We start from the raw sequence: 14,018 nt of genomic DNA on the forward strand, positions 1-14,018 counted from the left end.
CAAGAGGTTTGCGTCAGGACACGCCGGGCGGGATGACGCAAATCTCTTGATCAACGAGGCGGGTCCGCCCGTCGACTGTTGGAAACGTTTTCGTAACGAGCCCTTGACCTCTCCGCCAAGGGCGGCGCAGACTCCCGGAAACGTTTACAGCAACCGGCTGGAGGTGTCGAACGTGGGTCGTAAACGTTTACAGGAACCGGCTGACGGCCGGCCCACGGTGCACACGGTCGCCGCCCGCGCCGGTGTCTCCATCGCGTCCGCCTCGCGCGTGCTCAACGGCGTCGGCGGCAGCCCGGAGACGATCCGCAAGGTACGCGCCGCGGCGGCCGAGGTGGGCTACGTGCCGAACGCGATCGCCCGGTCGCTGCAGTCCCAGCGCACCGGCCTCGTCGCGCTCGCCGTCGAGGACATCGGCAACCCGGTCTACGTCGAGATGATGCGCGCCATCGAGTCCGTGGTCGCCTCCTCCGGGCGGCAGCTGCTGGTGCACGCCACCGGCGGACGGATCGACAACGAGACCGCCCTGCTGCGCCGGCTGGCCAACCGCTACGTGGACGGGATGATCGTCTCGCCGATCCGGGTCACCGACGACCACCTGACCGCGCTGTTGGACAGCCCGGTGCCGGTGGTGGTGGTCGGCCAGCTCGGCGCGGACGCCGCGGTCGACAACGTGCGTACCGACTCCCGGCAGGGTGTGGCGCTGGCCGTGGACCACCTCATCGCCAGCGGCCGGCGCCGGATCGGCTTCGTCAACGGCCCGCTCGACACCGTCCCGGGCACCGCGCGCGACGCCGGCTTCCGGGCAGCGCTGGCGCGACACGACATCCGGCTCGACGAGGACCTGATCGAGGTCGGCGACTTCCAGTACGCCGCCGGCCGGGCCGCCACCGAGCGGCTGCTCGCCCGTGCCGACCCGGACGCCCTGGTCTGCGCCAACGACCTCATCGCGGTCGGGGCGCTGCACGCCCTGCTCGCCGCCGGGCGCCAGGTGCCGCAGGACGTCGCCGTCGTCGGCATGGACGACACCGAGCTGGCCCGGATGATGTTTCCCCAGCTCTCCAGCGTCTCGCTCGGCTCGGCCGAGCGCGGTCGCCGGGCCGCCGAGCTGCTCCTGCAACGCATCGCCGACCCGACCCTGCCGCCCCGGCGCGAGCAGGTGCCACCCAGCCTCGCCATCCGGGCGTCCAGTGGCACGCCGCTGCCGGCACCCCGGCTGGCCGCCCCGCCGACCACCCACCCGACCAGCGAAGGGGTGACCTCATGACCACGCTGGCCGAGCGGCCGGACGTCGAACGGGCCGGACCGGCCCGCCGGCCGAGCCGGTTCCGTTCCGACCGGACCACCATCTACCTGCTGCTCCTGCCGTCGCTGCTGCCGATCCTGGTGCTGTCGGTGTTTCCGCTGCTGCGCGGCATCTACCTCGGCTTCACCGACGCCCGGGCCGGGCGCAACGTCGAGGTGTCCTTCACCGGCCTGGCCAACTACCGCGAACTCCTCGGCGACGAGCTGTTCTGGAACTCGTTCAAGATCGGGCTGCTCTGGGCGGTCGGGGTGACGGTGCTCCAGTTCCTGCTCGCCCTCGGGCTGGCCCTGCTGCTCAACCAGCAGCTGCGGTTCCGGGGCGTGGCCCGGGTGCTGGCCGTGGTGCCGTGGGCGATGCCGCCGGTCGTGGTCGGCATCCTCTGGAAGCTCGTCTACCACCCGGACGCCGGCCTGCTCAACGAGTTCTTCCACCGGATCGGCGCCGACGGGCTGCGGACCAACTGGCTCGGCGACTTCAGCACGGCACTGCCCGCCGTGATCCTCGTCGGGGTCTGGGCCGGCATGCCACAGACCACCGTCGTCCTGCTCGCCGGCCTCCAGGGGGTGGGCCGCGAGCTGCACGAGGCGGCCGCGGTGGACGGGGCCAGCACGTGGCACCGGTTCCGGCACGTCACGCTGCCCGCCCTGGCGCCGGTGATCGTGGCGATCACGTCGCTGGACTTCATCTGGAACTTCAACTCGTTCGGGCTGGTGTACGTGCTGACCGCGGGCGGGCCGGGCGGCAAGACCATGCTGCCGATGCTCTTCGCCTACGAGGAGGCGTTCCGTTACGGCAACTACGGCTACGCCGCCGCGCTCGGCAACGTGATGGTCGTGCTCATCATCGCGCTGCTCGCGGTCTATCTCCGGCGCCGGCTGAGGGAGGCGAACTGACATGTTCGGAAAGCCGAGCCGTACCGGGCGGGCGCTGCAGTACCTGGCGCTCCTCGGCTACCTGATCTTCCTCGGGTTCCCGCTGATCTGGCTGCTCTCGACGGCCTTCAAGCCGCCGCGGGAGCTGGTGCGGCTGCACCCCACGCTGATCCCGAGCGACCCGACCGTGCAGAACTTCGTCCAGGCCTTCACCGAGCAGGAGCTGGGCAGGGCGGCACTGAACAGCCTCCAGGTCTCGCTGGCCTCGGCGGTGCTGACCGTGCTGGTCGCCATGCCGGCCTCGTACGCGCTGGCCCGGTTCCGCTCCAAGCTCGGCACCGCGGCGTTGGGCTGGGTGTTGCTGTCGCAGCTCTTCCCGTTCGTGCTGCTGATCATCCCGATCTTCCTGGTGCTGCGGCAGGTCGGACTGGCCAACACACACGCCGGGCTGGTGCTGATCTACGTGGTCTGGGCGCTGCCGTTCGCTCTCTGGATGCTCCAGGGCTTCGTCCGCAACATTCCTCGCGAGCTGGAGGAGGCCGCCTCGGTGGACGGGGCGAGCCGGGTGCAGGTCCTGCGCCGGGTGGTCTTCCCGTTGCTGGCCCCGGGCCTGGTCGCGACCGCGCTCTTCTCCTTCATCTCGGCCTGGAACGAGTTCTTCTTCGCCCTGGTGCTGATCAAGACGCCCGAGCTGGCCACCCTGCCGGTGGCGCTGGCCCGTTTCGTCGGCATCGAGGGCACCGCCCGACTCGGGCCGCTCGCGGCCGGCTCGCTGCTGGCCACGCTGCCCAGCCTGATCTTTTTCGCGTTCATGCAACGCCGGCTCTCGTCCGGGTCGCTCGCCGGCGCGGTCAAGGGCTGAACCGTCCCCCACCCACCACCAAGGAGGTACCCCCATGCTCCGTACCCGATTCCGTCGACTGGCCGCGGCCACCGCGGTCGCGGTCGTCGGCCTCGGCGCGCTCGCCGCGTGCGGTGACGGCGGCGGCGACGAGGCCACGTCCGGCCCGGTCAAGCTGCGTTTCCTGAGCCTCGCCTGGCAGAAGGAGTCGTTGCAGGTCAACAAGGACCTCGTCGCCAAGTGGAACGCCGAGCACCCCGACATCCAGGTCGAGTACGTCCAGGGTGACTGGAACTCGGTGCACGACCAGTTGCTGACCTCCTTCGAGGGCGGCGACGCACCGGACATCGTGCACTACGAGGCGTCCTCGATCGGCGAGTTCAGCAAGCAGGGCTACCTGGCCGATCTCTCCGGGCTCGTCTCCGACGACCTGAAGGGCCAGATCGACAAGGGCGTCTGGGACACCGCGACGTTCGACGGCAAGGTCGCCGGTGTGCCGTTCCTGCTGGAGTCGCAGGTCGTCATCGCCAACAAGAAGCTGCTCGACGCCGCCGGCGTCGCGGTGCCGCCGGCCGACGGCGGCTGGACCTGGGACGAGTTCCAGGGCAACGCGCAGAAGCTCACCAAGCCGGGCCAGTACGGCGTGGCCTGGGCGTTGAAGTCGCCGACCAACCGGGTGCTCAACCTGGCGCTCAACTACGACGGGAAGTTCTTCTACACCGACGGCGGGCGCACCGAGGTCCGGGTCGGTGACGCGGAGAAGGAGATCCCGAAGCGGATCCACGACATGATCTACGCGACGAAGTCCGCGTCCCCGGAGGCGCTCGGCATGAGCGGCGCGGACACCCTGCCCGGCTTCTTCGGTGGCAAGTACGCCATGCTGCCCGGCTCGGTGTCGCTGCGGCAGCAGATGGTCGAGCAGGCGCCGGCCGGCTTCGAGTGGGTCACCCTGCCGCCAGTCAAGGGGCTCTCCACCAAGCAGGCGGCCAACCCGCAGACGCTGTCGGTCTCCGAGGACTCCAAGCACAAGAAGCAGGCCGCGCAGTTCCTCGAGTACTTCCTGAACCCGACCAACATGTCCGCCCTGGCCAAGGGTGACTGGCTGGTTCCGACCGGCAAGCAGGCCAACGAGGAGCTGGTCAAGGTCACCACCGGCAAGCAGGGCTGGGACGTCGCCGCGGACAGCGCCGCGGACCTGACCGTCGCCCCGTTCCAGCAGGCCGACGGCTACCCGGAGTGGAAGACCAAGTACGCCACCCCGGCTCTCCAGCAGTACTTCGCCAACAAGATCACCCTCGATCAGCTCGGCACGCAGCTGGTCGACGGTGGCAAGCAGGTTCTGAGGTAGACATGTCACTCTTGCTCGACACATCGGTCGGCTGCCTGGTCGGCGCCGCGGTCGGAGACGCCCTCGGGGGCGCCACCGAGACGGCACTACCGGAGCAGATTCGCGCACGGTTCGGCGGTTGGGTCGAGGGCATCGTGCCCCCGTACCACGCCGACTGGGCCACCGCGCGACCGCTCGCGCCGTACCACAAGGGCGACGGGCACATCACCGACGACACGTTGATGACCCACGCCCTGGTCCGCGCCTACGCGGCCAAACGCGACCACCTCGACGCGTACGACGTGGTGGAGCTGCTGGTCCCCGACCTGATCGAGCGGGTGGTCTACATACCCGACCTGGAGCGGGAGGGGGTGACCTTCCACCGGCTCGCGGCCGCCGAGCGGTGGCTGGTCACCCGCCTGCACCACGCCCACGCGGACCCGCGCGAGGCAGGGGTCGGCAACATCGTCAACTGTGGAGCGGCCATGTACATGGCTCCGGTCGGCATCGTCAACGCGGGCGATCCGGCCGGGGCGTACGCCGAGGCGGTCGAGATCGCCGGGGCGCACCAGCACAGCTACGGGCGGGAGGCCGCCGCCGTCTTCGCGGCGGCGGTCGCCGCGGCGGCCACCCCCGGCGCGGGCGTCGAGGATGTCGTCACCGCGGCGCTGGACCTGGCCCGCGACGGCACCCGGGCGGCCATCGACGCGGTGGTCAAGGAGGCCCGGAGCCACCACGACTGGAAGCAGGCGATCCCGGCGCTGCGCGCCGCGGTCGCCCCCTATGACACGGTGGGGGAGGAGTACCGGAGCCCGGGCCTCGGTGCGCGGCGGCCCAGCCGGCTGCACGCCATCGAGGAGCTACCGGTGGCCATCGGCATGCTCGTGGTGGCCGGCGGCGAGTTCCGCCCGGCGGTGCTCGGCGCGGTCAACTACGGCCGGGACGCCGACTCGACCGCGACCATGGCCGCTGCCATCGCCGGGGCGCTCGGCGGTGCCGCCGCGGTGCCCACGGAGTGGTCCGAGGTGGTCGGGACCGCCTCCCAGACCGACCTGGTGGAGCCGGCCCGGATCCTCGCGGCGGTGGCTGGCGAGGTGTTCGAGCGGGACCGGGCCCGGTTCACCCGGCGTGCGGAGCGCTTCGCCGGCCTGGCCGGTGGCGCCGGTCGGGCCGTGCCGGACGCACCGGACGGGGAGCCGACCCGGTGAGGATCACCTGGGTCCAGCCGGAGGACCTGCTGCCCCACGAGTTGGCGGCCAGCCGGGACGAGGGCCGCGACGTGGCGGCCCTCGCCCGGCGGTGGACGGAGGCCGGCGGCGACCTGACTCCGCCTGTCAGCGGAGCGTCGCCCACCCCGGCCTCGCCCGCGCTGCGGGCGCTCGCGGTCGAACTGCTGGACGCCGCCGACGCGCTGCCCGCCGTCGCTGTCGCCGCCGCCGACGAGCCGGACGACCTGGCCGCGCTCCGGGCCGAATGGCCGGCCGCCTGGTCGCTGCCGACCGACGTGACGTACGACCGGCTGCACGGCGCGTGGCTCGGCCGGGCGGCCGGCTGCCTGCTCGGCAAGCCGGTGGAGAAGATCCCCCGGGAGGGGATCCGGGAGATCCTCACCGCCACCGGCCGGTGGCCGCTGCGCGACTGGTTCACCGCGAAGGGACTGCCGGCCGACGTCGCCGCCCGCTGGCCCTGGAACCGGCGCAGCGCGCCGACCAGCCTCGCCGAGAACATCGACGGTATGCCCGAGGACGACGATCTGAACTACGCGCTGCTGGCCCTGCGGGTGCTGGAGACCCACGGACGGGACTTCACCAGCGCCGACGTGGCGCAGGCGTGGCTGGACTGGCTGCCCGGTGGGCGGGTCTTCACCGCCGAACGGGTGGCGTACCGGAACCTGCTGCTCGGGCTCGCGCCACCGCAGAGCGCCCGCCGGCACAACCCGTTCCGCGAGTGGATCGGCGCGCAGATCCGCACCGACGTGTACGGCTGGGTCAACCCCGGCCGGCCGGACCGGGCCGCCGAGCTGGCCCTGCGGGACGCCACCGTCAGCCACGTCCGGGGTGGCGTGCACGGCGCGCTCTGGGCCGCCGCCCTGGCCGCCGCCGCGCCGGTCGCCGACACCGTCGACGAGGTGCTGGACGCGGCCGAGGCGGTGCTGCCGCCGCGCAGTCGGTTCGCGGCCACGGTGCGCGAGGCGCGCGCCCTCGGCGTGGGCACCGACGACTGGGAACGCGTGGTCGACGAGCTGTACGCCCGCCACGGTCACCTGCACTGGGTGCACGTGCGCAACAACGCCGCGCTGGTGGCCGCCGCGCTGGCGTACGGCCGTGGCGACCTGGAACGGTCCATCACCGCGGTGGTCAGCGGCGGCTGGGACACCGATTCGACCGGCGCGACGGTCGGTGCGGTGACCGGGGCGCTCGCCGGGGCATCCGGGCTGCCGGCGCGCTGGGTCGCCCCGCTGCGCAACCGGCTGGCCAGCAGCATCGGCGGTTTCGACGGGATCGGCTTCGACGAGCTGGCCGAGCGGACCCGGGCCCTGGCCCAGGCGGGGAGCGGGTCATGACGCGGCACGGGTGGACGGAAAGGAGCACGGCATGAGCGCGCGCGTGGCGGTGGTGGGCAGCAGCAACCTGGATCTGGTGGTGACCGCGTCGCGGCTGCCCCGCCCCGGCGAGACGGTGCTGGGCGAGAACTTCCGGACCGTGCCGGGCGGCAAGGGCGCCAACCAGGCGGTCGCCGCCGCGCGGGCCGGTGCCGCCTGCGACTTCGTGGGCGCGGTCGGCGACGACGAGTTCGGTACGCAGATGCGGGCCAGCCTGGTCGGCGCGGGGGTGGGCGTCGACGGCCTGCGGACCGTCGCCGGTGCCTCCGGCATCGCGCTGATCGCCGTCGACCGGGACGCGGAGAACTTCATCGTCGTCGCGCCCGGCGCCAACGGCACGTTGACCGAGCTGGACGCCGACGACCGGGCGAGGATCGCCGTGGCGGACGTGCTGCTGCTCCAGCTGGAGGTGCCGCTGGCCGCGGTGCTCCAGGCGGCCGACTGGGCCCGGACGGAGGGCACCACCGTCGTGTTGAACGCCGCACCGGCCGCGGTCCTGCCGACGGAGCTGCTCGACCTGGTCGACGTGCTGGTCGTCAACGAACACGAGGCGGCGGTCGTGGCCGGGGTCTTCTCCGGTGATCCGTCGGTGCTGCTCGACGCCCTGCTGGAGCTGGTGCCCCGGGTGGTGCTGACCCGCGGCGCGCGCGGTGCCGCGTACGCCGACCGGCGCGGTCTGCGCCTGGCGGTCCCCGCCCCGAGCATCGACGCGGTGGACACCACCGCCGCGGGCGACGCCTTCACCGGGGCGCTCGCCGTTGGCTGGGCCGAGCGTGGCGGCGCCACCACCGACGACACCGTCATGGCGAGCCTGCGCTGGGCGTGCGCCGCCGGCGCGGCCTGCGCCCAGCGGCACGGCGCCTCCACCGCCCTGCCCGAGCGGTCCGCCATCGACGCCCTCTACGACGCGACCTACCGAGGTACCCCGTGAGCTTCAACCCGAACGTCCCGCGCCCGATCGACCGGCCGACCGAGGTGCCGCTCGGCGGGCACGCCGACCTGACCACCCTGGACGAGGCGAAGATCTTCGCCGCGCCGACCGAGCCGGCCGACTGGCCGGCCTGGCGGGAGCAGCTCACCCGCTGGCGGGCCGACGCCCGCGAGCGCATCGGCTACAGCGGCGCGCACTACGACGAGATCGGCGGCGACTGCTTCAGCGTCTGCCTGGCGTGGCTCTGGGACGAGGCGCTCTACGACCACGAGCGCGGTGTCTTCACCGTCGACGAGTTCCTCGACGCGGCCGGACGGGACTTCGGCGGCTTCGACGGGGTGGTGCTCTGGCACGCGTACCCGGTCATCGGCCTGGACGACCGCAACCAGTTCGACTGGTACCGGGACGTGCCGGAGCTGCCCGAGGTGGTGCGGGCGTTCCAGGAGCGGGGGGTGCGGGTCTTCATCGACTACAACCCGTGGGACACCGGCACCCGCCGGGAGCCGGGTAGCGACGCCGAGGAGGTCGCGGCCCTGGCCGGCAAGCTCGGCGTCGACGGGGTCTTCCTGGACACCCTGAAGGAGGGCGCCGGGGAGCTGCGCGCCGCGTTGGACGCCGTCCGCCCCGGCATGGTCCTCGAAGGCGAGAGCCGGGTCCCGCTGGCCCGGATCGCCGACCACGCGATGTCGTGGGCGCAGTGGTTCGCCGACTCCGAGGTCCCCGGAGTGCTGCGGGCGAAGTGGTTCGAGCGGCGGCACGTGCTGCACCACACCCGGCGCTGGCACCGCGACCACCTCGACGAGCTGCACTCCGCGTGGCTCAACGGCGTCGGGCTGCTGGTGTGGGAGAGCGTCTTCGGTGTCTGGGTCGGCTGGAACGTCCGGGACCGGGCGGTGCTGCGCGCGATGCGCCGGGTGCAGACCAGCCACGCCGCGTGGTTGCGCGCCGAGGACTGGGTCCCGCTCGCCGACCATCCCGGCACGGGCCAGGTGTACGCGTCCCGCTGGACGCACGAGGACAAGCCACTGTGGACAGTGGTGAACCGGGGCGCGGACCACGACGGACCGTGGCTGATCACCGAGGCCCGGACCGGCCGGCGCTTCGTGGACCTGATCACCGGCGCCGAGCTGAGCGTCACCGAGACCGGTGACGGGCGGCTGGCGGTGGGCGGCCCGCTGCCCGCCGGCGCCATCGCCGCCGTGGCGGTGACCGACGCCGCCGTGCGGCGGCACGAGCCACCCACCGGCGACCCGTCCTTCCCCGCCCGCGCCGCGGTGCGCGTGCGGACCCCGTGGGCGCCCCGGCAGCACCTGCCGCAAGGCATGGCGGCCGTCGAGGCCGGCCGGCGGGACCTCGTCGTCCGGCACCGGGTACGGGAGACCGGACTGTACGGCGAGGCGCCCTACGTCGACGAGTGGAAGCCACTGCCGCCCCGGCTGCACCACACCGGCACGCTGCGGCGCAGTGTCCGGCTCGGCCGGTACGCCATCGCCACCCACGAGGTCACCCACGGTGAGTACGCCGAGTTCCTGCGGGCCACCGGCTACCGACCGGTGCGCCCCGAGCGGTTCACCGCGGGGCAGGGCCCGGTCGACGCCCCGGTCACCGGGGTGGAGTTGGCCGACGCCCGGGCGTACGCGACGTGGGCCGGGCTGCGGCTGCCCACCGAGGACGAGTGGCAGGTGGCCGCCGAGGCGGGACTGCTCGTACGCCGGGAACCGCTGGTGTGGAACCTGACCGAGAGCGAGCACTCCGACGGGCGCACCCGGTTCGCCATCCTCAAGGGCGGCGCGGACCACCGGGCGGACGGCTCCGACTGGTACCTCGACGGCGGCCCCCAGCCGGCGGACGTCTCGGTGAAACTGCTGCTGACCGGCGCCGGGCTCACCCGCTCCGACCAGGTGGGCTTCCGCTGCGCCGCGGACCTGGTGCCCGACCCTGCTGTGGCGCCCGACGCGGCGGAGGTGACCCGGTGACCGCGCCCCTGGACGGGATCAAGGTCGTCGACCTGGCCACCCTCTTCGCCGGACCGCTCGCCGCCGCGTTCCTCGGTGACTTCGGCGCCGACGTCGTCAAGGTGGAGCATCCCGCCAAGCCAGACCCGTCGCGGGGGCACGGCCCGGCCAGGGACGGCGTCGGCCTGTGGTGGAAGGTGCTCGGCCGCAACAAGCGGACCGTCACCCTCAACCTGTCCGACCCGGACGGCGCCGCGCTGCTGCGCCGGCTGCTCGCCGACGCCGACGTGCTGGTGGAGAACTTCCGCCCCGGCACGCTGGAGCGGTGGGGGCTCGGCCCGGCCGAACTGCACGCGGTCAACCCCCGGCTGGTCATCACCCGGATCAGCGGCTTCGGGCAGATCGGCCCGTACGCCCGCCGGCCCGGCTTCGGCACCCTCGCCGAGGCGATGAGCGGCTTCGCCGCGGCCACCGGGGAACCGGACGGCCCACCGACCCTGCCCCCGTTCGGCCTGGCCGACTCGGTGACCGCGCTCGCCGCCGCGTACGCGGTGATGCTGGCCCTGCGGGCCCGGGACGCCACCGGCACCGGGCAGGTGGTGGACCTCGCCATCATCGAGCCGATCATGGCGATGCTCGGCCCGCAGATCACCTGGTACGACCAGCTCGGCTACATCCAGCCCCGGCTCGGCAACCGGTCCAACAACAACGCCCCGCGCAACACGTACCGGTGCACGGACGGGCGCTGGGTGGCCGTCTCCACCAGCGCGCAGAGCATCGCCGAGCGGGTGCTGCGGCTGGTCGGCCGACCCGAGCTGATCGACGAGCCGTGGTTCGCCACCGGCAGCGGCCGGGCCGCCCACGCCGACGAACTGGACGCCGCGGTGAGCGCCTGGGTGGCGAAGCGGGACCGCGACGAGGTGGTGGCCGCGTTCGAGGCGGCGCAGGCGGCGGTCGCGCCGGTCTACGACGTCCGGGACATCCTCGCCGACCCGCAGTACGCGGCGCTGGGCACCGTGCGCAGCGTCCCGGACGAGGAGTTGGGCGAGGTACGGATGCAGAACGTGCCGTTCCGGCTCGTCGACACCCCGGGGGAGATCCGGCACGCCGGCCGGCGGCACGGCCAGGACACCGACGCGGTCTTCGGCGCGCTCGGCCTGAGCGCCGACGAGCTGGCAGCGCTGCGCGAGCGGGGAGTGCTCTGATGCTGCTCAGCTGGCTCTACGTGCCCGGCGACCGCCCGGACCGGTTCGCCAAGGCGGTCGCCTCGGGCGCCGACGCGGTCATCCTCGACCTTGAGGACGCCGTGGTGGCCGGGCGCAAGGCGTACGCCCGGGACGCGGTCGCGGAGTTCCTCGCCGAGACGCACCCGGTGCCGGTGCAGGTCCGGGTCAACGAGCTGACCGGGCCGGACGTCGACGCCGACCTGGCCGCGGTCTCCGGTCGGCCGGGGCTGGCCGGGCTGCGGCTGCCCAAGGTGGAGTCGGCCGAGACGGTGGCGGCGCTCGCCGACCGGGTCGACGTGCCGCTGCACCCGCTGGTCGAGTCGGCGCTCGGGCTGGAGGCCGCGTACCCGATCGCGTCCGCCCACCCCGCGGTGGCCTCGATCGGTCTCGGCGAGGCCGACCTGCGTTCCGACCTCGGGGTGAGCGACGACGAGGGGCTGCTCTGGGCGCGCGGCCGGGTGGTGGTGGCGGCCCGGGCCGCCGGCCTGGCCCCGCCGGCGATGTCGGTGTTCGCCGACGTCACCGACGTCGCCGGTCTGGCCGCCTCCTGCGCCGTCGGGCGGCGGCTCGGCTTCCTCGGCCGTGCGGCGATCCACCCGCGCCAGCTGCCGGTGATCGTCGAGGCGTTCCGGCCCGCCGACCGGGAGGTGGCCCGCGCCGCGGAGCTGTTGGCCGCTGTGGCCGAGGCGCAGCGACGGGATTCGGGAACGGCGGTGCTGCCCGACGGCCGCTTCGCCGACCGGGCGATGGTCGCCGCCGCCCGGCGCACCGTGGACCTGGCTGCCCGCTACGCCGCCTGACCCGCACGCCGCCCATCTGGCCCCGCCGGGTCGAGCCGGTCGAGCCGCGCGAGGTCGGCGGTGCCGCCCCGGACCACGGCCGCGGCCAACGCGATGGTCGCCGGGTGGACGCCGCCCCGCTGCTCCGCGGCGGCGATCCGGACCGCCTGCGTCAGGTGCGCACGCAGGTGCCCGGCGAGCAGCCGGTGGAACGCCTTCCCGGTGGCCGACCGCAGCGCGGCCAGCTCGTCGGGGCTGATCATGCCCGGCATGTCGTGGCCCTCGTGCGGGTTGGTCGCCGGCGCACCGGAGTCGCCCAGCAGCCGGCACGACACGACCAGGTCGGCGCGGTGGGTCGCCTCGATCTGGGCGGCCAGGCGCCGCCAGGCCGGGTCGGTGGTCCGGGCCGGCACCAGTTCGAGCACCGGCAGCACCCGTTCGGCCATCGCCACCGTGAGCTGGAGCCAGGCGGTGTCGGTCGGGCTGAACGGTCCGGCCGTACCCGTGGGTGCCGCGACGCTCGGCGGTGCGACTGCCGTCGGCGCATCCGCGGCCGGCGCGGTGGTACCGGGCGGGTCCGATGACCCGGCAGCGCAGCCGGCGACGAGCAGGACGGCGATGAGCAGCGTGGGCGGCGCGGCGACGACGGCCCGCATCCGACCTCCTTTCCGCGCGGGTGGGCGGGCCCGGCACGACCAGGCCCGCCCTCTGGTTGACCGTCTCGACTCAGATCGGTCGACCGTCGTGCCCGCATTTGATCACCGGACGGATGCAGTCCTGGACGCGGCGTGCCATCTCCGTCACCGGCCAGGCGTTGAAGAAGTCGCCGTGCATGGTGTAGCCCGGCCCGGAGGCCAACCGGAACTGCGCGGGGTTGCCGTTGACCGGGTATCGCAGCACCTGGCGCAGCTTCGGCACGTGCACCGGGTGCGTCGCCGGGCAGGCCTGATTCACCGGGTACGCCATGTGGCTCTTGTGGTCGGGCGAGTCCAGGTCGCGGCCGTTCCAGCACTGCGGGAAGTCCAGGTACGACTCCATCATCGTCCCAGCCGGGCAGGTGACGAAGTTCTTCGACGGCGGCACCTGCCCCGCGTGCAGACAGGACCAGCGGGCGATGCTCTCGTTCGGCCCGGCCGCCTTGGCGTTGCCCGCCACGATCCGCAGCCCCTGCGGGATGGGCTGGGTGGCCGCGACGACGTCGGCGCGGACGCCCTCACCCAGGTAGTAGAACGTGGAGATGGCCGGCTCGACCGGAACGTTGTTGTTGTACAGGGTGGGCACCCAGTACGACGAGACGTCCGTCCGCGGATTGCAGGTGGTCGGAGAGTTGACCAGGTCGGGGAGCGTGGTGTGGGCGTTCGTCACCGTGCTGCCGAAGAAGCTGTGCATGTGCGACGCCCCGGGCAGCCCGGGGAAGATGATCGGGTCGTCCGGCAGCCGGTGGCTGTACGTGCAGTCGGCCGGGAACTCCGCGACCCGGATGACGTTGACGCCCGGGGCGGCGTCGGCCCGGACCGTGGTGGAGACCATGTACGTGCCGAGTAGCGCCAGCAGGGCACCGATCGCCGTGGCGAGGCGCAGCCGGCGGTGGATGCCGGAGAGGGGGTGCGGCCCTGTCCATCTCGTGACTCCTGTCGGGGACGGGTCAGGGACAGCTCCGGCGCCGCCGCCGAAGACATCGGAGTTTCCCGGGCCAGACTGGTGGTGGTCTGTTGAGCCGGGACGCGAGAGAGCGCTCTCACAGATCCAGCCTCACCCTGGAGTCGACGCTTGTCAATACGTTCCGCAGTTGGCGGCAATGACGACGCGAAAGGGCCGGACCCCTGGTTGGGGTCCGGCCCTTGTCGTGGTGTTGCTTGCGTCAGCTGGTGGCGTAGCCGCGGGTGGCGATCCAGTCGGCGAGGTGCTCGACGGTGACCTCGTAGGAGGCGGTGTTCGCATCGGCGGAGTCGGCGATCTTCACCACGTTCCCGCCGTCGCGGTACCCGACCACGCTGATGTAGTGCCCACCCTCGAAGGAGTGCATCCCACCGTCGGTGTCGACGCTGGTGCCGGCGATGTTCGCGACCACGGCCCGACCGTCGTCGACGGTGCGCACGACGTCGGCGCGCAGCTTGTCGGTCTGCTTGCCGTCAGCGTTCGGGCTGCTGATCTCGACCGAGTGGTAGGCGTCGGTCTTGCC

13 protein-coding genes are annotated in these 14,018 nt (G+C 73.2%); 10 read left to right on the forward strand and 3 right to left on the reverse strand.

What is annotated here, in order from left to right; all coding sequences use genetic code 11:
* Window positions 1-172 precede the first annotated feature (172 nt).
* From ACWD6N_RS22715 to ACWD6N_RS22760, 10 genes are read left to right on the forward strand one after another with little or no spacing between them, the layout of a single operon-like run.
* Window positions 173-1,264 carry a LacI family DNA-binding transcriptional regulator gene (locus ACWD6N_RS22715; protein WP_387322078.1) on the forward strand — a complete coding sequence of 364 codons (1,092 nt, stop codon included), beginning with the start codon at window positions 173-175 and terminating at the stop codon, window positions 1,262-1,264.
* Window positions 1,261-2,196, forward strand: a complete 936-nt coding sequence (locus tag ACWD6N_RS22720) for a carbohydrate ABC transporter permease (protein WP_387322080.1) — start codon at window positions 1,261-1,263, stop codon at window positions 2,194-2,196. Before ACWD6N_RS22715 ends, ACWD6N_RS22720 begins: the two co-directional genes overlap by 4 nt.
* A gap of 1 nt (window position 2,197) precedes the next feature.
* A complete protein-coding gene (locus ACWD6N_RS22725; RefSeq protein WP_387322082.1) occupies window positions 2,198-3,037 on the forward strand; it encodes a carbohydrate ABC transporter permease in 840 nt (279 codons plus the stop codon).
* A 34-nt stretch (window positions 3,038-3,071) separates the two neighbouring features.
* A complete protein-coding gene (locus tag ACWD6N_RS22730) occupies window positions 3,072-4,364 on the forward strand; it encodes an ABC transporter substrate-binding protein (protein ID WP_387322084.1) in 1,293 nt (430 codons plus the stop codon).
* A 2-nt stretch (window positions 4,365-4,366) separates the two neighbouring features.
* The gene (locus ACWD6N_RS22735) at window positions 4,367-5,551 is read left to right on the forward strand and encodes an ADP-ribosylglycohydrolase family protein (RefSeq protein ID WP_387322086.1); all 1,185 of its coding nucleotides are present in this window, start codon (window positions 4,367-4,369) and stop codon (window positions 5,549-5,551) included.
* Entirely contained in the window at window positions 5,548-6,906 is a 1,359-nt protein-coding gene (locus tag ACWD6N_RS22740; protein WP_387322088.1) for an ADP-ribosylglycohydrolase family protein, read from the forward strand. The genes ACWD6N_RS22735 and ACWD6N_RS22740 overlap by 4 nt, the downstream gene beginning before the upstream one ends.
* Before the next feature lie 31 nt (window positions 6,907-6,937).
* Window positions 6,938-7,876: a ribokinase gene (locus ACWD6N_RS22745; protein WP_387322090.1), complete on the forward strand. Its 939-nt coding sequence runs from the start codon at window positions 6,938-6,940 to the stop codon at window positions 7,874-7,876.
* On the forward strand, window positions 7,873-9,852 hold the full coding sequence (locus ACWD6N_RS22750) for a formylglycine-generating enzyme family protein (RefSeq protein ID WP_449941393.1): 1,980 nt from the start codon (window positions 7,873-7,875) through the stop codon (window positions 9,850-9,852). Before ACWD6N_RS22745 ends, ACWD6N_RS22750 begins: the two co-directional genes overlap by 4 nt.
* On the forward strand, window positions 9,849-11,036 hold the full coding sequence (locus ACWD6N_RS22755; protein ID WP_387322094.1) for a CaiB/BaiF CoA transferase family protein: 1,188 nt from the start codon (window positions 9,849-9,851) through the stop codon (window positions 11,034-11,036). Before ACWD6N_RS22750 ends, ACWD6N_RS22755 begins: the two co-directional genes overlap by 4 nt.
* The gene (locus ACWD6N_RS22760) at window positions 11,036-11,857 is read left to right on the forward strand and encodes an HpcH/HpaI aldolase/citrate lyase family protein (RefSeq protein ID WP_387322095.1); all 822 of its coding nucleotides are present in this window, start codon (window positions 11,036-11,038) and stop codon (window positions 11,855-11,857) included. Before ACWD6N_RS22755 ends, ACWD6N_RS22760 begins: the two co-directional genes overlap by 1 nt.
* On the opposite strand, the gene ACWD6N_RS22765 is transcribed toward ACWD6N_RS22760, so the two are convergent.
* The 3 genes from ACWD6N_RS22765 to ACWD6N_RS22775 all read right to left on the reverse strand — a co-directional run.
* Entirely contained in the window at window positions 11,845-12,492 is a 648-nt protein-coding gene (locus tag ACWD6N_RS22765) for a DUF305 domain-containing protein (protein WP_387322098.1), read from the reverse strand. The two genes, ACWD6N_RS22760 and ACWD6N_RS22765, sit on opposite strands and share 13 nt — an antisense overlap.
* A 70-nt stretch (window positions 12,493-12,562) precedes the next feature.
* Window positions 12,563-13,366, reverse strand: a complete 804-nt coding sequence (locus ACWD6N_RS22770) for a DUF1996 domain-containing protein (RefSeq protein ID WP_387322100.1) — start codon at window positions 13,364-13,366, stop codon at window positions 12,563-12,565.
* A 331-nt stretch (window positions 13,367-13,697) separates the two neighbouring features.
* Window positions 13,698-14,018 (reverse strand): C39 family peptidase (locus tag ACWD6N_RS22775; RefSeq protein WP_450005160.1); only part of this gene is annotated, 321 nt, incomplete at its 5' end.

The organism is Micromonospora sp. NPDC005163 (assembly GCF_053599835.1).